The following is a 20,416-nucleotide window of genomic DNA, read 5'->3' on the forward strand; positions in this document are numbered from 1 at the left end:
ACCTTTTATCAACATCCTGCCAATCGTTCATCATACTGTAAATAAATAATAAGACCATTATGTTAAAATGGATGAAAAAGAGCGGCGAGGAGGAGGGAGAAAAATGCGGTGGTTTCCGTATGCTGTTTACTGGACGATTTTCGCGGTCGGCCTGGTATCATGGTGGTTCTGGCCTCAGGATTACGGGTTTGCCGTAACCATCACACTGACGCTGATCACCGGCGTATTTTCCATGATTGCAGCTGTGGCGCTGCTCAGTTGGAAACTGGGGATTGCCAGTCTGGCTCTTCTTCTCAGTCCGTGGGTGGTTTTGCTGCTATAGAGAGGAGAGAATAATACATCATGAAAACGTTTATTACAGCAGCCGGGTTTGTGCTGATGTGCGTGCCTGGCGCGTTTTTGTTTCATTTTTACGAATACACGCAGCACCTCGCCGGGGAGGAGGCCGCGTTTTTGATGCCGGGCGCTTTTATTTACCTGCTTGTTACCGGAGCCGCCGTGTCGTATGTCGATCTACGCTGGCTTATCTCCGGTCTGATGGTCAGCATGGGGCTCTCCCTGCTGCTGAGTAATGTTCAAATAGCAGAAGACGCCTCCTGGTTTGCGCCATTCGGCCGTGATCTCACGGTTGCTGTCACCGCGTGTGTGTTTACCGGCGGGGTTCTGATGTTCCGGTATCTTACCCGGTCTATGCTGGCAAAAAGGGGATGACCGGCGGGACTTTCTTAAGCGAACGTCGGCGACATGCTGATCCAGCCAAAGACGAAAACGAAGGCGGCGGTAAAACATATAAGCTGCAGGAGGCTGGCTTTGTAGTTGGAAGGATTCCCGGTGTATTTCCATTCCACGTAAGCCTGCAGTCCGGTACTAAGTATAGTGTAAACGGCTATGATAACCCCGAGCACCAGGGAATGGAGCGGGAAAAGAATGAACCCTGCAGCAAGCGCCGTGATGCGAAGCGCCCAATCTCTTGTCTTATGAAATTCGTTAATATGGTTATCAGAAAACCTTTTCTGTTTATCCGCTTTCATCCACCAGCGGACAAGAGGGGGAGCGACAGCGAACAGGGCAGTAAATCCTCCCAGCAGCAGAATAAGTTCCAGCCAGAGATACATGATAACACCCTTCTCCTCATTTGTTTGAAAAATGCAAACAGTATCGATATTCGCATGGTAACACAGGATTACATATTTTTCTATTAGGAGTTGCTGACGGTCCGGCAGAAATTATGGACACTTTGACTTGTGAAATGTCCGGTAAATGTGGATTAGAGACATTTTCATGGAATCTGGGCATCAATATGTCTGTAACGTAAAAATACCGGACATTTTTCCGGGGAGGCTGTCCGGTAAATTAAATTAGTAGACACTTTGCGGCGGAAATGTCCGTAAAAAGGTTCTTTTTTTGTCTAAAGTGCACTTTGGACAAAACATTATGGCATTGTGACGTATAGATTATTTCTATGCGTCACTTTTTTGTTCAAATGCCCGAATTGAGGGGGTTAGAAGCAGATTAAGTGTTATTTTTTGCGAAAATGTTCCTCATCTTTTCCGTTAGAGACACAGGATTGACGTTTCTTTCCATTTATTATATACTACATTACATGACTAATGCACTGACTTAGAAAGTAGGGGAGGCTGTGATTTTTTCATCGGACGATTCGAGACCGATTTATTTACAGATTGCCGAGTGGATTGAAGCGGAGATTTTGAAAGAACAGCTGCGGCCGCATGATCACGTGTATTCGCAGTACAAACTGGCGGAACGCTTCACAATCAATCCGGCGACGGCGGCGAAGGGGCTGACGAAGCTGGCGGAGGAAGGCATTCTGTACGATAGGCGCGGCATGGGCAAATTTGTCGCCGAAGAGGCGCGTGAGAAAGTCATCGAGAAGCGCCGGTCGCATACGCTGAAAAAGATGATTTCGGATCTCGTGCAGGAAGCGGACCGGCTGGATGTGCCGGAGGAGGAACTGATGCAGATGGTGAGAGAGGAGAGGAAGAAACAATGAGTGTCATCCAGGCAGAGCAGCTGACCAAAACCTACCGCAGAAAAACAGCGCTCGATGACGTGTCGTTTTCGATGCTGGAAAACACGATCACCGGGTTAATCGGCCGCAACGGTGCAGGCAAAACGACGCTTCTGAAAACGGCAGCCGGATTTATCCGTCCGAGTGCGGGAAGCCTCTACGTTGATGGAGAGCCATCGTTTGATAACCTGCAGGTGTCGGCGAACAGTATTTTCATAGAGGAGTCGATGAACTGGCCGGCGGCGCTGTCGCTCGGCGAACTGCTGCAGGAAGGGAAACGGTTTTATGAAAACTGGGATGAGACGCTTCCGGAAACGCTGTTTGATTACTTTGGGCTGCATAAAAAAGACATACATAAAAAACTGTCAAAAGGAAAGAAAAGCACGTTCAACATGATCTTCGGGCTGGCGGCGCGCTGTCCGGTCACGCTGCTCGATGAACCGATGACAGGGATGGACGCGGCGGTGCGTTCGGATATGTACCGGGTACTGCTGAAAGAATATATCGCTCATCCGCGCACGATAATTCTTTCGAGTCACCATGTGGAGGAAGTGGAAGAACTGCTGGAGGATGTCCTCCTGATCGATGAGGGACGCATCCAGCTGCACGTTTCGATGGATGACCTGCGGGAGAAACTGATCGGGCTGACAGGGGAACGGACTCTTTTGACGGAATGGACGAAGCGGCATCAGGTGCTGCATTCAGCATCGGCCGGAGCCGTAGAGGAATACGTGGTCGTGGAAAATGACTTTTCTGAGGCAGAACGCCGGCAGATGAGTCAAAACGGTATCACGCTCTCTACCGTGCCTCCCGTGCAGGCCGCCGTTTATCTGACATCCAAAGGAGAAAGGAGCATTGATGATGTCCTCGAACGCCGTTAACAGGACGACGGCGATCGGCCGTCTTTTTACATTCAAATGCCGTGCTTTCACGGAAATCCTGAGTGCGCTGCTTCTGCTGCAGCTGTTTGCTGTACTGCTGTCGTCCACCATTTTCAGTACGGTGACAACGTCTACGTTTCAAGAGGGATTTGATGTCACGATGGACACGTATTCGTCGGATTTCGTGATTGTATTTACGATGCTGTGGGGATTTTTGTGTTCGCTTAATATTACAACGAAAGCGTACCGGGAAGACGATTTTCTGTTTGTGACGAACCGGTTTACGAGCCACGTAGCGACTATTCTGTTTTTATGTGCGGTCAGTGCAGCAGGCGGTGTCACGGCGGCTTTATCCGGATTTCTTATCCGCGTGCTTGCTTATTACATTCATGACAACGTGATTCTGAGCACGGCGTTCGGCCCGGGGCTTTTTCTTATGGGGGCGGCTGCCGCGGCAGGTTACGTTCTTTTGTCCACTGCAGCAGGATATCTGGCCGGTATCATCATCCAGTGGCACCGTGCGTTTAAGCTCCTGATTCCAGCTGTTGTGATCGGCTTAATGTCCCTTCGGGGGGCAGACATTGCAGAACAATTCAGATCCTTTTTCTACCTTGAGTCATTCTTTCCGATGTTTGCGGTAAAAGTATTAGGCATGCTGGTACTCGTCTTCGGCGCCGGTCTTCTGTTTGCGAAACGTCTGGAGGTGAGACAATGACACTGGCAATCATCGTTTTGTTGATATTTATCCTGATGACCTTTTTCACGGGCAGGCGGATTCTGTCGGAAAAATGGGTGACAGGCCGCAAAATATTCTGGGTGTTTGGAGCTTACGTGCTCGTTCTTCTTGTCAGCGCCATGCATTACAGTATCTTTTTAACCGGGGCGGCGTCGCCCAAAGAAACCCTGACCCCCTCCTATGTGCAGAGTGAGGCAGAGACATTGCGGAACCAGTTCAAGACCGGCAATCTGGACGCCATCGATGACGATTACCTGCAGAGAGAGTGGGAGATGGAATCGGTCGAGGAGGAACTGATTGTAAATGCGGCAATAAGCGATCTGCCTATTTATTATGTAAAAGGAGCCTACGATCATCCGACAGCCGCTTATTACCAGTCACCGTCTACGGTAAACGGCGAGCAGGCGAAGACCGGATACGCGCCGGTCCTCGAACAGCAGAAAGACATTCTATCTGTTCGTACGAATTCAGGAGAAGATAATGAACGAACCTACGCTGGTTTTAAAAAAGCGTTTCCTATGGTGCCGTTCGATGAGTCCGATGGATTGGGGCACGGGGACCTGAACCTCGGCTACAGTGCTCTGCTGCTGAAAGTACCCCAAGAGCTGGACGTGCAGGGCGAAGGATTCGTACAGCAGGTCACAACCACAGAATAAAGCAGGCATGGAAAATAGTATCAGAGTATTCGGACGGATGAATTAAGGGGCGATGGATCAACGTTACGGAAGTGGTTCTAAAATAGATGAATGGAGATGATAATTGAATGGTTAGAAAAATTCTCATCGCGCTTGCCATTATTGCAGGCATCTATATTCTTTTCACTATATTGGGTATCATTTCATTCATAACGGCCTGAAAAGCTTTCCCATCCAGCTCAGCTTTTAATCGTCCGGGAGTTATGTCCTTTGAAAGCTGGAGTGGAGCGCACGCTATGTCACAATAATGGACAATTTGACATGTGATATGTCCGTAAAATCAGGATTAGAGACATTTTTACGGGATTCGGGCGGGAAAATGTCTGTAATGTAAAAATAACGGACATTTTCCCAGGCAGATTGTCCAGTAACCAAAGATAACGGACATTTTGCGGCGGAACGTATCCGTAAAAGAATTTCTTCTAAAGTGCACTTTGGAAAAAATATTTTGGTATTGTAACGCTTAGACGGCATCTAAGCGTCACTTTTTTGATCCAAGCTCATGATTGTGGGTGTTTGCGCCGGTCCAGGCGTCACAATGTGCAACAGCCCGGACCATTGTGATCCGTAGAATAAAACAAAGTACTCCCGGCCAACCCGGCCGGGAGTGCTTGTTACTGAAGCGGCGTTGTTTTTTCATGGGACTCAAGAGTAACAGGGCGGACGGCTGCTGTCTCTGCCTGCTCCCGGGCCTGGACGACATAGATCAGGGTGTCGAGTTTTTTCTCCATCCGGTGCAGGAGGTAAAACGCGATCACCGTGCTGATGCCGTATTCCCCTACGGCATTGAGCCACACATCCATACCGCCACCTCCTTTCCAAAAAGAAAGACCGGCCCCATCAGCCGGTCTTCTCTGGTTTATAATTCAAACACCGTGTCGACGGTACGTTCCACAATACGGGCGTCCCGTTTGGCGGTGATGCTTCCGCCTGTCGAGAAAAACACGTCTTCGTTCAGCACCGCATCCATCGCCGCTTCCACCGCCTGCGGATCTGCCGGGTCCACCGGAGCATCCACAGAAACCGTGACATTCCGGCCTTCTTCATTGGAAAAACGCAGTTCGATTCGCTTACTCATGCGCGCAGCCTCCTTTTCTTATTTTTTTCACACATGCCTTTATTCGGTAATGTCGTACTCGTTTGTGCGGGTGACCGCGGTGACAGGCAGCTCCTGAAGCTGCCCGAGGGCTGTGGCGACGGTCAACAGCGAAGGATCCGCCGCTTCCGGTTTGACGTTGTTGAAATTCTTCTGCTTGAATACAGTCTCCCCGGTTTCGTCCATACCGGCGTTGAATTCAAGGGTGAGACGAGAGTTGATCATTTCAGCCATAGGCTTTCACCTCCTTTCACGTTATATATAAGGAAAAATAGGGAAAAGGGGGGGGGAGCTGTTACATAGAATGATAGAAAAAGGAGTATCCTGGTTTGATACTCTTTCGTAACAAGCGTATAATGAAATATTCACGTAGAAAGAACGAATAAGAGGAGATACGGGTAAAAATGAGTGAAGAAGTGAGCTACAACCGCGTGGTGATTGCTGCGCTGTTAATCGCAGGGTCGTTTGTGGCAATCTTGAACCAGACATTAATGATAACGGCCATCCCGCCGATTATGCAGGAAATGAATATCAGTGAAAACACCGCCCAGTGGCTGACGACGGTGTTCATGTTGATTAATGGGATTATGATACCGGTTTCAGCTTTTTTGATGGAAAAATTTACGACCCGGCAGCTGTTTCTGACGGCGATGAGCGTGTTTGCGGTGGGGACTTTTGTTGGCGGCCTGGCTACCAATTTTCCGTTTCTGATTACGGGCCGGGTCATCCAGTCGGCCGGAGCGGGCGTCATGCTGCCGCTCATGCAGACAATTTTTCTACTTATTTTCCCGGTGGAAAAACGCGGGGCCGCGATGGGTTACATCGGTCTTGTCATTTCGTTTGCGCCGGCGATTGGTCCGACGGTTTCCGGCTGGGTCACGACGAACTATGACTGGCGCCTGTTGTTCTGGGGCATTGTGCCGCTTGCGCTGATCATGATTGTCGTTGCTTATTTTGTGATGCGCAATGTGACGGAACTGAAAAACCCGAAAGTCGATCCGGTGTCGATTACCCTTTCCACACTCGGTTTCGGCGGTATGCTGTACGGTTTCACGAGCGCCGGAAACAACGGCTGGGGCAATCCACTCACACTGATCACCCTGTTTGGCGGCATGCTGCTTGTGTTCTTTTTCATCCGGCGGCAGCTCCACGTGCCGAATCCGATGCTGGAGTTCCGGGTGTTCCGCCAGCGCATTTTCACGTATTCAACCATCATCTGTATGGTCGGCTTTGTCGGGTTGATCGGTCTGGAGACATTGATTCCGCTGTACATGCAGAACATGCGTGATTTTACAGCTGTGGAATCGGGGCTTGTGCTGCTGCCCGGGGCGTTGATCGCAGGACTCATGTCGCCGGTGACCGGCCGTATTTTTGACAAAGTCGGAGCGAAGGCGCTTGCCATTCCAGGTTTTATTCTGATGTCGGTGTCGACACTTGGTTTCATGTTTATCGGGACCGCGACACCGATGGTTATCCTCGCCGTATTGTACGCGGTGCGGATGTTCGGATTTTCAATGGTCATGATGCCGGTCAACACGGAAGGTTTAAATGAAATCCCGTCCAAATTGATCCCGCACGGTGCCGCGGTGACAAACACTACCCGCCAGCTGGCGGCTTCCATCGGAACGGCGCTTCTTGTCACGACGATGACAACCGCGCAGCAGTCGGCGGGAAGCTGGCCGGCGGTGGAACATGCTGATATTTTCGGTGCGAAAGTGGCATTTGGTGTCCTTTTTGTTTTGACAGCGGGAGCCTTGCTGCTGTCGCTCAAGCTCCAGCGGACATCGCCGCCGACGGATGAAGAATGGGACGCAGAAACCCAGCGGAGAAGAGCGCTCAAACAATCGTGATGATACAATACAGGGTGGAGGGATTCTAGTGAGACAACAATCCGCGGAATCAAAAGTACAAGACGCCGAAAATGAAGTGATCAGCGCCATCGCCGAAACGATGGATCTGTATGGCATCACCCCGTCCATCGGCCGTCTTTATGCGACGATGTACTTTAAACACGATTCGATGACGCTGGATGAAATGAAAGACGAACTCGGGATGACAAAACCGAGCATGAGTACCGCGGTGCGCAATCTGCAGGATATCCAGATTGTACGCAAGACCTGGCAGAAAGGGTCGCGCAAAGACCATTTCACAGCAGAGAAAGATTTCTTCAATTATTTCACCCGTTTTTTCGGGAATAAATGGAAAAGAGAAGCCGAGCTGAACCTTTATGCGATCCATGAGGCACAGGAGGAGCTGCTGGAGGTGCTCGAAGATGAGGAGACGGATGCGTATCTGCTGGAGAGAGCACAAAAGGATCTCGAGCAGCTGCAGGAGTACGAGAAATACTGTTACTGGCTGCAGAAGCTGGTCGGCGCGATGGAGTCCGGCGAGATTTTCGACCTGCTTCCGGTGGATGACATAAAACCCGGGAAAGGGAATTTCAGCGGGAAGTAACCGGTGCGGGCATCATTTTTTTCGTTTAACACCGGCTGGAAGCGGATAAAGTTCTATATACTAAATGATTTATCAACCGGAGAAAGGAACATAATGATGCTGTCCTTTACGTCCCAACAACTTTCGAGGCCGGTCGTCCAGGCTTTTCTTGCTATTATGGCAGCACTGATTGCCATCGGCGGCTCGTTTTATATCTTTGTCGAACTGGCCGATGAGGTGGCCGAGCAGGAGAAATTCGCGCTCGACCGCATGACGGCCGATGCCGTGGCATCGATTCGGACCGGCTGGCTCGACACGGCGATGGCTGTCATCACCGAAATTGGATCGGTAGCCTGGCTCACGACAGGGTCGATCCTGCTGGCGGCATTCATGTTTTTTGCCTACCGCAGGAAGTGGTGGCGCCTTCTTTACTTTGCCGTGGCGATGATCGGCATCAGCATACTGACGAAATCCCTGAAGCTCATCCTTGAACGGCAGCGCCCCGATGTGCTGCAGCAGCACGACGGGACAGGCTTCAGTTTTCCAAGCGGCCATTCCACCGGCCCGATCGTGTTCTACGGGTTTATCGTCTATCTCGTGCTTCGAAGCTCGATGCCGCGCACAGCGAAATGGCTGGTGAACAGCGCCCTTGTGATTCTCACCCTGCTGATCGGATTCAGCCGGGTGTATCTGAACGTGCACTATATCACCGACGTGATCGGCGGCTTCTCCCTCGGTCTCTGCTGGCTCACCGTCTGCCTGCTCGTACTGGAATTCTCCTTGTGGAGAAAAAAACGGAGAGCGTAGAGGATTATAACGACGTTTAGACACCGATTTTTCGTGCCAACGTCGTTGGGCGCTCGTCCGAGTGACGTTTAGGGGAGAAAAAACAGCGGCAAACGCAACCATGGAGACGTCATGGTTACGTTTAAGCCGTCCGCAGGCATGCCAAACGTCATCATGAACCGCTGCACGCGGCGTTTTTCCCTGCATAACAAAGAAAACAGGCCGGGCGATTTTCATCAATCGTCCGGCCTGTTGCGTTTTTACCCCGAAAGAGTTATTCCACAGGGGCTTCAGCTTCGCCTTTACGTATGATTTCCCGGCGGTACGGGAAGTCTTCTTCATTTTCTTCCAAAAAAGGGAAGTGATTGTATTCGATACAAAGGCTGCGCTCGTACTCATTGATGACGGTGCACGCCTTGTTTTTATAGGATACCTGCTGTCCGATGGTGAACAGAGATTTGCCGACATCTGGTTCGGACGATTTTTTTTCTTCTTCCTCATCGTCCTCATCTTCTTCGGATTCCTCTGACTCTTCGTCCAGTTCCTCGTTTTCTTCCTCTTCGTCCCGCCGTTCATTTTGCTCTTCTTCGTCGTCGAGCTTATCGAATTCCTGATTTTCATTTTGCTGTTCATCTGCCATGTGTCTCACCCCTTCCACAAAGTTTCCCTGTTTTTTCTGTTTTTAAGCACGGGCTTCCCGCCGAATCGCCTGAACTTCTTCCTTCAGCGTCTCGGTGTCGATCTGCTGCTCGATGTTTTTCTTCATGATCCAGCCAAGCATCGAAAGGATGACAGCCAGTGTTCCGAGAAAAAGCAGATTTACCGGTTTTAACGATAACAGACTCGACCCAAAGACGCCAAACATAAGAGATCCCGGGATGGTTCCAATCGCGGTGGCAAAAAGAAATTTCCAGAATCCTACCTCTGTTTTGGCAGAGATGTAGGTCAGGAGATCGAAATTCAGCACCGGCAGCAGCCGCAGCATCAAAATGGCTTCGAATCCATTCTCCTCCATCTTTTCTTTCACAGCGAGCAGGTTTTCCCTGCCGTTATCCTCCAGGCTCCCGCCGCCTGCAAACGTCCGGAGCGCGTAAAACGAAGCCGCCGCGCCGAGCACGGTACCGGTCACGATGTAGACGAAACCGAGCACCGGACCAAAGACGAGGCTGCACGACACGGCGATGATGGAGAGCGGCAGCAGGGTGAAGGGCGGAGGGCGGAGGAGAAACGCTCCGAGAAAGATAAACGGAGCGGCTCCGTCCAGTTCTTCAACCGCTGCTTTAATGTCCTCCGGTTTGATTTGGAAAACAAAGTGGTTCATCACGACAAGAAACGCCGCCAGGATGAGAAGAACCGTGATTTTTATCAAAAAACTTTTTAGTTTGCTGCTGTTCAGCGCTGTCCCTTACTTCCTACATAAATGAAAGTATTATAACATCTTTACATTTAAAAAGGAAAGATATACACTAATATCGAAATGCGATATCGGATTTCGATATCAAAGGGGATGACAGGTTGGAAAATAAAATCTTACGGAAACTGTTTCTCGGTTTTATTCACATCCATATTCTTTATCATGCGGATAAAGAAGGGATTTATGGGTCGTGGATGCTCGAGGAACTAAAGGGACACGGCTATGACATCAGCGCGGGCACGCTGTACCCGATTCTGCACCAGATGGAGAAGGACGGCCTGCTTTACAAAAAAGAAATCAAGGTGGAAGGCCATATCCGAAAGTATTACGGTGCAACCGGCCAGGGGGTGGAGGTGATGAAGGAAGCACGCGTGAAAGCTTATGAGTTATTCAAAGAAATCAAGTGATGGGGGAAGGAAACCGTGACGGAAAAACATCGTATCATGACGCTGCTGGAGATTTTATGGACGTCCCTGAAACTGGGCCTGACATCGTTTGGCGGGCCGGTTGCGCATCTGGCTTATTTCAAGGAGGAATACATCGACCGCAAAAAATGGCTGAATGACAGAACGTACGCCGATTTGATCGCAGTCTGTCAATTTCTACCCGGCCCGGCGAGCAGCCAGGTCGGAATGTCGATCGGGATGCTGCGGGGCGGCTTCGTGGGAGGGCTCGTCTCGTGGTTCGGCTTTACGCTGCCGTCGGTGATTGTGCTGATCGTGTTTGCGCTCTTGTACCAGACGTTTTCGCTTGAAGACGCGGTTTTTATTCAGAGCCTGAAAGTCGTGGCAGCAGCTGTCGTTCTGCATGCACTCCTCGGCATGGGAGGCAAACTTGCTCCGGACGGCATGCGGAAAGGGATGGCGGTGGCGGCCGCGGTCGTAATGCTGCTCTTTCCATCCGCCTGGGTCCAGTTGCTCGTCATCGCCGCAGCCGGGATCGCGGGCTGGACGTTGTTTCAAAACAAAGCCGAATCCACGCTCGAATCCTTTGACACTGGTCTTTCCAAAAAAGCCGGCCTGATCTCGCTTAGTATACTGCTGCTTCTTCTCGTGCTGCTGCCGGTTCTCTCGGGCGCGATGGAAAACCCGCTCGTGCGGATCTTTGACATCTTCTTCCGCGTCGGGGCGCTCGTGTTCGGCGGCGGCCACGTCGTCCTGCCGATGATCGAACGCGAACTCGTGCCGCTGGGCCTGCTGTCAGCGGACCAGTTTCTCGCCGGCTACGGGATGGCGCAGGCGGTGCCGGGTCCGCTGTTCACCTTTTCAAGTTACCTCGGCACGATGATGCAGGGCATTGGCGGCGCCGTCACCGCCACAATCGCGATTTTTCTGCCGTCGTTTCTGCTTATTACGGCCGCGCTGCCGTTTTTAAATGAACTGCGCCGGCGCGTATCATTTCAGGCTGTTCTCATGGGCGTCAATGCCGCCGTGGTCGGCATCCTGCTCGCTGCGTTTTACGACCCGGTCGTGCAGAGTTCCATCTTTGACACCGGCGACTTCGCGCTCGGCCTCGTCTTGTTTGCGCTCTTGAACGTCTGGAAAGTACCGGCCTGGATGATCGTGATTCTAGGCGTCGCTGGCGGATACATCCTTCACTTCAGCGGCCTTTAAACAGAAAGTGATCCAGACGAGAAGGAAAAGCTGTAATAAAAAATGGAAACAGGACGTTTTTCTGCTGAAAGAAAGTGGAACATAAAGAAAGAAACGAACATCATACCGCGCAGAAATAAAGGAGAGGATTACCGATGAGTCAGGCAGAAGCAATCAGAGCACGATGGATGCGTCACCGCGGGGTATTGGAGGACCTTATCGAAGCATCGGCGGATGTGAACGTCGATTTTGCGCCTTGGGAGGGCGCGATGCCGTTTGGAAAGCTTGCCGCGCACACGGCCGCTTCCACCCACATGTTTGCCGAGGTGGTCAGCGGTGGTTCGCCGGGCATGGCAGACACCCCGTCTTTTTCGACGATGAGTGATGTGCTCGCGCACGTGAAAGATTTTACGGCCAAAACCGATGAAAAACTCCAGATGCTTTCCGACGACGATCTGGAGCAGACCTTTGATATGATGGGCATGAACGAACCCGGCCATTTCTTTTTGACGAACGCCATCGATCACGAAATCCATCACAAAGGACAGCTCTACACTTACGCCCGCACCGCCGGGGTGGAAGACCTTCCTTTTTTCACCAAAACACCTTAACATGGACGTTATATTGTGCAGCCAGAGGTCCCGGGACGAATCGGGGCCTCTTTTTTTGCAGGGGGCTGCGCTTTGCGGTATTATGGTTTTTGGGTGGAGCAGGTATCCATGCCAGGAGCGCTTTCTTCGTTAGATTTTTTTCTCAAGGATTTGGGACTGCTTCCGGGTTGGTGTCGTTACATAGGTAGAAGGACTAACAAAGGGGGGAGAGTCATGACCGGTGAGGAGTCGGTGGAGCTTGCCCGCAGCGGAAATAAGGAAGCGTTTCATGATGTGGTGCATAGGTATTATCAGACGGTGCAGCGGTTTGCGTATCAGATCGGGGTGAAGCCGGATGAGATAGATGATGTGACGCAGGAAGTGTTTTTGAAGGTGTATCGGTCGCTTGGGAGTTTTTCGGGTGGGACGTTTACGACGTGGTTGTATTCGATTACGTTGAACACCGCAAGGGACATGATGCGTAAGCAGAAACGGCAGCGCCGCAAGATAGAGAGAGTGAAGGAGACGACGCCGGATCATGCGTATGAGGTGCTAAAGGTGAGTGAGGAGGCGATGGAGCTTCATGATTTGATTCAGGGGCTGGATGAGAGGTACAGGGTGCCGCTGGTGCTCCATTATTTTCACCATCAGACGTTTGCGGAGATCAGCCGGGTGACGGGGACGTCGGAGTCTGGTGTGAAGTCGCAGGTGATGCGGGCGAGAAAGAAATTGAAAGCCGCGATGGAAAAGGAGGGGGAACGTGATGAGTAAGTCGTTTGAGGAGCGCATGAAGGAACTTGAGGATGGTTACCGGAATATGCCGGATTCGAAGGGTCCTGATGAGATTATTCAGGGCGTGGAGAAAAGGTCGAAAAAACGGACGTCCCGGCGGCGGATGTATACGTTTGGCGGCACGCTTGCGGCGGCGGGCATCGCGGCTATGCTTGTGATGAGCCAGCAGGGTACGGCGCCGGGGCCCGGTCATACGGGGACGGCACCGGGGGATGAGGAGCAGGAGTCCCCGGATGCCGGCATGCAGGAGGCACCCGCGGAACCGGAAGATGAGACGCCGCCTGCGTTGACGGAGGAGCGCGCGGTGGAGGTGATGACGTCCTACCGTGAGTCGTTTGAGACGCTCGTGAATGATACGGATAGTCAGCGCGTGGCATCGTATGAGTCGCTTGACGGTGTCCGGCAGCATTTTGAGAAGGTGATGTCGGAGGAGCTGGCTCAGTCGATGACGGATTCTTATTTCAGAATGCAGAATGGGTCGGTGTATGTTGTGGCGATGGATGCGCCGACGTGGCTGCAGGAGGATCAATCGTTTACGCTGGAGCAGGAAGCCGAGGACCACGTACGCATCGTGCAGGAGCGCAGCAATGAGATGCTCGGTCATGTAGAGATGGTGTATCATGCGGTGTATAACGGAGACCGCTGGATTCTTGATGATATCGTTTCGACACAGCTTGATGAGGGCAATACCGCCGGGGAAAATGCCGGCAGCGGCGAAGAGGCTGCGGCGTCTGCCGCGCAGTCGGTAGTGGATTATTTGATCAGTCAGGATTGGACGCGTCTTTCCGAGCTTGTTCATCCGCAGGAAGGGGTGCTCTTTTCTCCGTATGTGTATGTGAGGGAAGACGAAGCCCAGGTGTTTCAGGCGGAGGAGATCGAATCGTTTTTCCAGAATGAACAGCAGCACGTGTGGGGCACACAGGACGGAAGCGGCCGTCCGATCGAGATGACGCCGAGCGCGTATTATGAAGAGTATATCTATGATCCCGGGTTGAGTGATCCGGATGAAATGAACGTCGGAGAAATCGCGCAGCGCGGCAGCATGCAGAATAATATTCAGGACGTGTTCCCCGATGCGACAGTTGTTGAATTCTACGTCGAAGGGTCCGGGGAGAGCGCGCAGATGAACTGGTCCGCTTTGAATGTGGTGATGAAACAGGACGAGAGCGGCGCATGGAAAGTGGTGGCTCTCGTGAATGATGAATGGACGATTTGATAATGGACATCACAGGGTTGGCTATCAGGCGCACCAAAAAGGCTGTTCCGCCGGGCGGAGCAGTCTTTTTATGATGTTTTGGGGATGCCCGCTCGGCCCCATAATCTCTCCCGGCGCCTGGGATTGTGGAGGTTAGCCATCCAGTTCCGGAATGCTTGAAGGGCACCTTAGAGTGGACCTGGAAGACACACGCTTCCGTCCGGGTGGGAATTGTGTCGGTTAGAGGCATTTGACGCGGCGGAATGTCTCTAAAAGGGGGCTTACAGACACTTTCCTTGGTTTTTCTATAAAATATGTCCAGTAAAAATGTTTACTGGACATATCAGCCATTAAAGTGTCTGTAAAACCCGGGTTAGAGCCATTTTGGCTTCCGAAGTGTCTGCCAAAAGGTTCGGTTGTATGGTTTCCCGGTCTTCCAGCCATACTAAGTAAAAAAGGAGTGGTCGTGTTGTCTATAACAGAACTTCTGCTGCGGCTGGTGTGTGCGTTTTTTGCGCTGCTTATTCTCACGCGGATCATGGGGCGCAAGGAGATGCGGCAGCTCACGTTTTTCAATTTTATCTCCGGCATTGCCATCGGTTCGATTGCCGCCAATCTCATCGCCAGTGACACATTCAGCCTTCTTAACGGGATGACAGCACTCGTTGTGTGGTCCGCCCTGACCATTCTGTTCGGACTGGTTGATCTGCATTCCCGTAAAGCCCGTCATCTAATGGAAGGGAATCCCATTCTTCTCATTCACCAGGGAGAAATCATGGAGGATGGGCTGCGCCGCGTGCGTCTCGACGTGGAGGCGCTGAAAGGCATGCTCCGGCAGAAAAACGCGTTTGCCGTATCGGAGGTGGCCTTTGCCGTCCTCGAGACCGACGGCAGCCTGTCCGTGATGAAGAAAAAAGACGCGGAGCGCGCCGCCGGTCCCACCAAATTCCCCATCCTTCCGACCGAAATCATTTCCGACGGACGATGGAATGCGGCTAATATGGACAAACTCGACCTTTCCCGCGAAGAGGTGCTTCGTGACATGAAGAACGCCGGGCTGCAGCAGGTGTCCGATGTGTTTTACGCGGAGGTCGAGCAGGACGGCAGTCTGTATTTTTCCAGGAAACAATGAAGACAGCGGGCTGCGGGTCATCATGCTTACCGGCAGCTGGAATCTAAAAGGACACCATCCAGTTCCGGAATGCCTGAAGTGCACTTTAGAGTGGAACTGGAGGGCACACGCTGCCGTTCGGACGTTAAGTGTGCCGGTTAAAAACATTTGATGCGGCAACATGTCTCTAAAGTGTGGTTTACGGACACTTTCACGGGTTTTTCCGTTGAAAATGTCCGGTAAAAATTTTTACCGGACATGTCAGCCATCATTATATCAATAACCCCGCGGTTAGAGCCATTTCGAAATTCAAAGTGTACGCAACCGGCAGCCTGCCCCGCCGGGAAATTAATTCGAAGAAGTGGCAGCGGAGGATGAGGCGGCCGCGGCTGATACCGCGGCAATCATCGCGGTCTGCTGGGCCTGGATGATCGCTTCCACCGAGGTGTGCAGACCCGCTTCCGCGAGGCCGGCCTCTTCAATATGGTCGCTGATAAAGAAAGTAGCGGCGACCAGTATGTTCATATCTTTGCTCCGCTTCAATGCCTTCGTCTCATTCAGCTGCCCGGCCATTTCATGAATTGCTTCCATATCGATAAGCTCATCCGGCAGCAGCGACAATACACCGATCACCGGATAGTACATCGTTTTCGCTTTCCAGCCGGACTGTTTCCACGTCTCCATCATCTCCGCCGACCGGCCCGCGGCCTGCTGCGGCTGCCCTTCGCTGCCAAGCGTCAGAATGTGGCTGAGAAACTGCAGGTGGTTCCCGGACGTCAGCCCCTCCCGTTTCAACGCGTCATAACATGTTTCGATTTTCTCCACCATGTCGTTTTCTTTTTCCATCGCCAAAAGCACCGCCAGCGGATAATCGTTGGCATCGGTCAGCATCGGATGCTCTTTTTTCATTTTCTGAAAAAGATCCATCGTCCGCCGCGCGGTCTCCTCCGAAGGCGCGCTGTTTTTCATCACCGTAAACGCTGCCATGTACGTCGAAGCGCCGCTGCGGAAATGATGATCCTTTAGAATCTGATACACGCGGAAAAGCTCCGGCACCGACGCCTCCGCATCCTCCATCGACGCATCCAGCATCCCCGCCATCGTGAACCGCGGAGGGGAATTCATCGACGAAAACATCCCCGACCGCTTTTTGAGCTGCTCCGCAAGCTCCAGAAACCGCGCCGTATCAAGCGTACGCCCGTTCATCACATAGATCGACGCCGTATTCATGATCACCAGGTCATCAAACACTTTCCAGCGAAGCGCTTTTTTCAACGTTTCATAATCATCCACGTACTGCTCGATTTTCGACGAAACCATCGTCCCGACTCCTTTCACGTACTGTTCTACCTTATTCTACGATAGAAAGCAGGGATGGTTTCGATTTTAGTTAAAATCATTGCAGGAAAACCAGAATATTGAAACAATGAGAAGAGTTGCTTCGTAATGAAAAGGAGAAGGGAGGGGGCTGAGTATGATTTCACTGCTTCTCGGCGTTGGGGTGGTTCTGCTTTCCTTTGTTATCATAGCGGGGATGGCAGTAAGAAAATAACAAGATGATGGAAGGAGGATACCGTGATGGAAGAACGGGCAGGATTCGGACTCAGATTGGGTGCATCTATTCTTGATTCCTTAATTATAGGGGCTGTTTTCAGTATGATGACATGGCTGATATACGGGGAGTTTTACCGGGAAGCATGGAATATCACCGATTTGTTCAGCCTGTTATATCTTGTTCTGGTGCCGGTGTTCTGGCACGGCTACGTGATCGGCAAGCGGCTTGTTGGGATCCGCATTGTAAAAGATTCTGGTGAGGATGTGACACTTATCACGATGGTGATGCGTGAAATCGTGGCATGGTTAATCTACGTATTTACAATCGGCATCGGGCTCATCGTGAGCGCGTTTATGGTCGGGCTCCGCGAAGACCGCAAAGCGATTCATGACTTTATCGCCGGAACGTACGTGGTGAAAACGAAGGATAAAATGAATAAAGAAGTAGAAAAATACCACACGCCGGCAAATAAGAATACATAGAAAATGGGGAGAGACAGACCTTACACTATGGAAAAACCGATGAAAGTGTCCGCAACCTCCATTTTAGAGACATTCCACCGCGCGAAATGTCTCTAACCGACACACTTCCAGCCCGGCCGGCAATATGTGCCCTCCAGCTCCATTTTAAAATGCACTTCAGGCACGTCAGAACTGGAATGTGATCTTTAGCGCCCGGCTGTCATTATGTATCGTAGACTACGCCCACTCATCTTCCGAAAAAAACAATATGTGTTATTTTTTCATACTTGATGTAAAACGGGTTGGTTTAATCTTAAGATATACATGCATAAAGATTTCTGATTATATTGTAATATGGATGGAAACGTGTTAAGGTTATTTATAATGAACGTTCAATAAATAAACGGGGAGGCCTCTATGAAGAGTGCATCAAAAAAAGAAATAATTATGGATACCGCTGAAAGCTTATTTTATCAGCACGGGTTTCATGCTGTTGGAGTGAAAAGCATTTTAGATCAAGTAGGCGTGGCGCCTATGACAATGTATTACCATTTCCAATCAAAGGAAATTTTGACGCAGGAAATATTAAAGCGAAGAGGGGAGCGGTATATTCAGTTTTTAGATGAGAAAATAAATAGAGAAAATAGTCTTACCACATATGTGGACTCCCTTATTAAAGCGCACATGGATTGGTTAAAAAATGATGGTTTCAATGGATGTTTATTTTTGAGGGCAAAACAGGAATATGAAGGAATCAACGAAGAGATTGCGGCGATAAGTAAAGGACATAAACAAAGAATGTTAAATACTATGGAAAAGGATGTACAGCTGTTTGGTGCTTCCAGCACAGTGGGAAAACAGCTCTTCATGATACTGGAAGGAATAACATCCGCAGCCCAAATATCCAGTCTGGAAGAAGTAGAAGAAACCGCCGGTATTTTAGCGAAAAACCTGTATACTGATATGTGATATTAGAATGAGTAAAAAGAGCATCAGTAATAATATATGTTGATGGCTCTTATTTTTTGCCTATATATTGATTGAACGTTCAATAAAAAGGAGATGAGTAAAATGAATGCTAACAAACTAATATTCGCGGGTCTGCCTATGATTGCTGTAACATATGGTTTATCCCGGTTTAGTTACGGACTGATGCTTCCATATATTAATGAAACGATCAATATGAATCAAACCACGAGCGGCGTGATTTCCTCTTTATCCTATGTTGCCTATTGTATTGCCATAGCAGCAGCCATGGTATTTTCTCATAAAGTGACTTCCAGGGTTATTCTTATCGCTGCAGGCTTATTATCTATTATAGGACTAGGCGCTATCTCCATTTCGATGAACCCTGTCGTGCTCGGATTGGGTATATTCTTAGCGGGAATGAGTACGGGGTTGTCTTCTCCGCCGTATGCCGATATTGTAAGTAAAAATGTGACATCAAAAGTACAAAACCAGACGAATTCCTGGATCAATTCAGGTACAAGCATAGGTACGGCATTTACCGGAGCTGTTGCGATGATGATGGTCGACAGCTGGCGGATAACGTACGTCATTTTTATGGCTATTGCTGTGGTAGTGCTGGTCATTAATTACAATGTGCTTCCCCGTCATCAAACAGTCGAAAAGAAACTTCCTCAAGATACTATCGGGAATGCAGGAAAGCAGTCCCTGCAGCTGATTTCGGCATCCTTACTGCTGGGACTGTCATGTGCTGCCTATTGGACATTTTCAAGAGACTTCATCTTGTCCCTGGAGAATGTACCTGCTTATTTGGGGGATTGGCTGTGGATCATTATTGGTCTGGCTGGTTTATTGGGAGGAACTGCTGGTGTTTTTATTAATAGGTTCGGCATTCGACATGCATTCAGGATTTCGGCAGCAGCGATTTCCACGTCATCCTTTTTATTAGGGATTTATCCCGGCAATGCTGTCATTGGATTTTTGTCCCCGTTTCTTTTTGGAAGCTCGTATGTTTTCATGACCGGAGTGTTAATCGTGTGGGGAGTATCGGTGTTTCGGACTAACCCTTCTCTTGGATTAGGGGTGCCGTTCTTAGTCCTTGCCTTTGGGCAGGCGGCGGGATCCATTTTAGCTGGAATGACCGCTGATCTGTTCGGCTACCAAATTCTCTTTCTTGCGGCTTCTGTTATCGGTTATTTGTCCATGGTTTTTCAATATAAAACGGATTAAGTATCTCTAACCGACACATTTACCATCCCGAAACCAAGTTGTGCCTCTTAGACATCAGTTGATATCCACCGTCCCATCCGCGTAGAGTGCCCCGCACAAGCCCTGCACAGCAAAAGAAACACATTTGTTGCGTTCCAGTGAACGGAAAGGGGTATAATGGGGATTAAACAGGTTATCTTTGGTGAAGGAGGAGAATCATTCATGGAGATGGAAGAGTTTTTGGCGCATTTGAACCGGGGCGGGACGGTGGAAGGGGGCTCCGAGGTTCATCAGTTGATGCACCAGCTGTCCCAGGAGGCCTTGCAGGTGACGACGGAGCTCAACACAAAATATCAGCCTCCGGAGCAGGTGCGGGAGCTTATGTCCCAATTGACCGGAAATCCGGTTGACAGCAGCTTTGCGATGTTTCCGCCGTTTTACACCGACTGCGGGAAAAACATGGAGATAGGGAAGAATGTCTTTATTAATTCCGGATGCCGTTTCCAGGATCAGGGCGGTATCACGATCGGGGATGGAGCGCTGATCGGGCACAACACCGTGCTGGCGACGCTGAATCATGATGAAAACCCCAATAACCGTGGAACGATGCACCCTGCTCCGATCCGCATCGGAGAGAACGTCTGGCTCGGCGCGAATGTGACTGTACTGCCCGGGGTGACGATTGGAGACGGTTCGATCATTGCCGCCGGATCCGTCGTGACCAAAGATGTGCCGGCCAACGTGACCGCAGGCGGCGTTCCGGCGAAAATAATGAAAACGATCGAAACCGATGAAACATAAAAGGTGCCCCTTCCGCGATTTGGAACACACAGCCCGCTCAGAACGTCCCCGGAGATGGCTTCTCCCGCCGGGCG

At 50.6% G+C, this 20,416-nt stretch carries 26 protein-coding genes; 19 read left to right on the forward strand and 7 right to left on the reverse strand.

Annotated elements, in window-relative coordinates; genetic code table 11:
* Positions 1–103: 103 nt before the first annotated feature.
* Positions 104–322 carry a hypothetical protein gene (locus tag BM124_RS08590; RefSeq protein ID WP_093336827.1) on the forward strand — a complete coding sequence of 73 codons (219 nt, stop codon included), beginning with the start codon at positions 104–106 and terminating at the stop codon, positions 320–322.
* A gap of 20 nt (positions 323–342) precedes the next feature.
* On the forward strand, positions 343–711 hold the full coding sequence (locus BM124_RS08595; RefSeq protein WP_093336829.1) for a hypothetical protein: 369 nt from the start codon (positions 343–345) through the stop codon (positions 709–711).
* Positions 712–725: 14 nt separating this feature from the next.
* On the opposite strand, the gene BM124_RS08600 is transcribed toward BM124_RS08595, so the two are convergent.
* Positions 726–1,115, reverse strand: a complete 390-nt coding sequence (locus BM124_RS08600; RefSeq protein ID WP_139217097.1) for a DUF4181 domain-containing protein — start codon at positions 1,113–1,115, stop codon at positions 726–728.
* Between the two features lie 524 nt (positions 1,116–1,639).
* Between BM124_RS08600 and BM124_RS08605 the strand changes: the two genes are divergently transcribed.
* Genes BM124_RS08605 through BM124_RS08620 form a run of 4 tightly spaced genes read left to right on the forward strand, consistent with a single transcriptional unit; the run spans position 1,640 to position 4,302 of the window.
* The gene (locus BM124_RS08605) at positions 1,640–2,011 is read left to right on the forward strand and encodes a GntR family transcriptional regulator (RefSeq protein ID WP_093336830.1); all 372 of its coding nucleotides are present in this window, start codon (positions 1,640–1,642) and stop codon (positions 2,009–2,011) included.
* Positions 2,008–2,910: an ATP-binding cassette domain-containing protein gene (locus BM124_RS08610; protein WP_093336831.1), complete on the forward strand. Its 903-nt coding sequence runs from the start codon at positions 2,008–2,010 to the stop codon at positions 2,908–2,910. Before BM124_RS08605 ends, BM124_RS08610 begins: the two co-directional genes overlap by 4 nt.
* Entirely contained in the window at positions 2,888–3,625 is a 738-nt protein-coding gene (locus tag BM124_RS08615; RefSeq protein WP_139217098.1) for a hypothetical protein, read from the forward strand. The genes BM124_RS08610 and BM124_RS08615 overlap by 23 nt, the downstream gene beginning before the upstream one ends.
* Entirely contained in the window at positions 3,622–4,302 is a 681-nt protein-coding gene (locus tag BM124_RS08620; protein ID WP_093336833.1) for a hypothetical protein, read from the forward strand. The genes BM124_RS08615 and BM124_RS08620 overlap by 4 nt, the downstream gene beginning before the upstream one ends.
* 653 nt (positions 4,303–4,955) lie before the next feature.
* Here the strand turns inward: BM124_RS08620 and BM124_RS08625 are convergent.
* The 3 genes from BM124_RS08625 to BM124_RS08635 are packed head-to-tail and all read right to left on the reverse strand — an operon-like array spanning position 4,956 to position 5,671.
* Positions 4,956–5,144, reverse strand: coding sequence for a YvrJ family protein (locus BM124_RS08625; protein WP_093336835.1), 189 nt, complete (start codon positions 5,142–5,144; stop codon positions 4,956–4,958).
* Between the two features lie 56 nt (positions 5,145–5,200).
* The gene (locus BM124_RS08630; protein ID WP_093336836.1) at positions 5,201–5,419 is read right to left on the reverse strand and encodes a DUF2922 domain-containing protein; all 219 of its coding nucleotides are present in this window, start codon (positions 5,417–5,419) and stop codon (positions 5,201–5,203) included.
* 39 nt (positions 5,420–5,458) lie between these two features.
* Positions 5,459–5,671, reverse strand: a complete 213-nt coding sequence (locus BM124_RS08635; RefSeq protein WP_093336838.1) for a DUF1659 domain-containing protein — start codon at positions 5,669–5,671, stop codon at positions 5,459–5,461.
* Positions 5,672–5,841: 170 nt separating this feature from the next.
* Between BM124_RS08635 and BM124_RS08640 the strand changes: the two genes are divergently transcribed.
* The 3 genes from BM124_RS08640 to BM124_RS08650 all read left to right on the forward strand — a co-directional run bounded on the left by BM124_RS08640 (position 5,842) and on the right by BM124_RS08650 (position 8,677).
* Positions 5,842–7,287: an MDR family MFS transporter gene (locus BM124_RS08640; RefSeq protein WP_093336839.1), complete on the forward strand. Its 1,446-nt coding sequence runs from the start codon at positions 5,842–5,844 to the stop codon at positions 7,285–7,287.
* Between the two features lie 28 nt (positions 7,288–7,315).
* The gene (gene cudC, locus BM124_RS08645; RefSeq protein WP_093336841.1) at positions 7,316–7,891 is read left to right on the forward strand and encodes a choline uptake/conversion transcriptional regulator CudC; all 576 of its coding nucleotides are present in this window, start codon (positions 7,316–7,318) and stop codon (positions 7,889–7,891) included.
* 93 nt (positions 7,892–7,984) lie between these two features.
* On the forward strand, positions 7,985–8,677 hold the full coding sequence (locus BM124_RS08650; protein WP_244504283.1) for a phosphatase PAP2 family protein: 693 nt from the start codon (positions 7,985–7,987) through the stop codon (positions 8,675–8,677).
* 253 nt (positions 8,678–8,930) lie between these two features.
* On the opposite strand, the gene BM124_RS18915 is transcribed toward BM124_RS08650, so the two are convergent.
* Positions 8,931–9,296, reverse strand: a complete 366-nt coding sequence (locus tag BM124_RS18915) for a hypothetical protein (protein ID WP_170841059.1) — start codon at positions 9,294–9,296, stop codon at positions 8,931–8,933.
* Between the two features lie 42 nt (positions 9,297–9,338).
* Positions 9,339–10,025 (reverse strand): TVP38/TMEM64 family protein, encoded by a 687-nt coding sequence (locus BM124_RS08665; protein ID WP_093336845.1) that lies wholly within the window; start codon positions 10,023–10,025, stop codon positions 9,339–9,341.
* A gap of 146 nt (positions 10,026–10,171) precedes the next feature.
* On the opposite strand from BM124_RS08665, the gene BM124_RS08670 reads away from it, so the two are divergent.
* The 6 genes from BM124_RS08670 to BM124_RS08695 all read left to right on the forward strand — a co-directional run bounded on the left by BM124_RS08670 (position 10,172) and on the right by BM124_RS08695 (position 15,371).
* Positions 10,172–10,477, forward strand: coding sequence for a PadR family transcriptional regulator (locus BM124_RS08670; RefSeq protein WP_093336846.1), 306 nt, complete (start codon positions 10,172–10,174; stop codon positions 10,475–10,477).
* 36 nt (positions 10,478–10,513) lie between these two features.
* A complete protein-coding gene (gene chrA / locus BM124_RS08675; protein ID WP_093336922.1) occupies positions 10,514–11,683 on the forward strand; it encodes a chromate efflux transporter in 1,170 nt (389 codons plus the stop codon).
* A 134-nt stretch (positions 11,684–11,817) separates the two neighbouring features.
* Positions 11,818–12,273: a DinB family protein gene (locus BM124_RS08680; RefSeq protein ID WP_093336848.1), complete on the forward strand. Its 456-nt coding sequence runs from the start codon at positions 11,818–11,820 to the stop codon at positions 12,271–12,273.
* Positions 12,274–12,486: 213 nt separating this feature from the next.
* Entirely contained in the window at positions 12,487–13,023 is a 537-nt protein-coding gene (locus BM124_RS08685; protein ID WP_170841060.1) for an RNA polymerase sigma factor, read from the forward strand.
* Entirely contained in the window at positions 13,016–14,260 is a 1,245-nt protein-coding gene (locus tag BM124_RS08690; protein WP_093336851.1) for a hypothetical protein, read from the forward strand. The genes BM124_RS08685 and BM124_RS08690 overlap by 8 nt, the downstream gene beginning before the upstream one ends.
* 448 nt (positions 14,261–14,708) lie before the next feature.
* On the forward strand, positions 14,709–15,371 hold the full coding sequence (locus tag BM124_RS08695; protein ID WP_093336852.1) for a DUF421 domain-containing protein: 663 nt from the start codon (positions 14,709–14,711) through the stop codon (positions 15,369–15,371).
* Between the two features lie 327 nt (positions 15,372–15,698).
* Here the strand turns inward: BM124_RS08695 and BM124_RS08700 are convergent, their stop codons facing one another.
* Entirely contained in the window at positions 15,699–16,670 is a 972-nt protein-coding gene (locus BM124_RS08700) for a DUF4003 family protein (protein ID WP_093336853.1), read from the reverse strand.
* A 258-nt stretch (positions 16,671–16,928) separates the two neighbouring features.
* On the opposite strand from BM124_RS08700, the gene BM124_RS08705 reads away from it, so the two are divergent.
* The 4 genes from BM124_RS08705 to BM124_RS08720 all read left to right on the forward strand — a co-directional run bounded on the left by BM124_RS08705 (position 16,929) and on the right by BM124_RS08720 (position 20,342).
* Positions 16,929–17,387, forward strand: a complete 459-nt coding sequence (locus tag BM124_RS08705; RefSeq protein WP_093336855.1) for an RDD family protein — start codon at positions 16,929–16,931, stop codon at positions 17,385–17,387.
* A 396-nt stretch (positions 17,388–17,783) separates the two neighbouring features.
* Positions 17,784–18,335 (forward strand): TetR/AcrR family transcriptional regulator, encoded by a 552-nt coding sequence (locus tag BM124_RS08710; RefSeq protein ID WP_093336856.1) that lies wholly within the window; start codon positions 17,784–17,786, stop codon positions 18,333–18,335.
* Positions 18,336–18,437: 102 nt separating this feature from the next.
* Complete coding sequence (locus BM124_RS08715; RefSeq protein WP_093336858.1) at positions 18,438–19,562, forward strand: MFS transporter; 1,125 nt, start codon at positions 18,438–18,440, stop codon at positions 19,560–19,562.
* 156 nt (positions 19,563–19,718) lie between these two features.
* Entirely contained in the window at positions 19,719–20,342 is a 624-nt protein-coding gene (locus BM124_RS08720; protein ID WP_244504284.1) for a DapH/DapD/GlmU-related protein, read from the forward strand.
* Positions 20,343–20,416 lie beyond the last annotated feature (74 nt).

Source organism: Salibacterium halotolerans (genome assembly GCF_900115625.1).
Classification (GTDB): Bacteria; Bacillota; Bacilli; order Bacillales; family Marinococcaceae; genus Salibacterium; species Salibacterium halotolerans.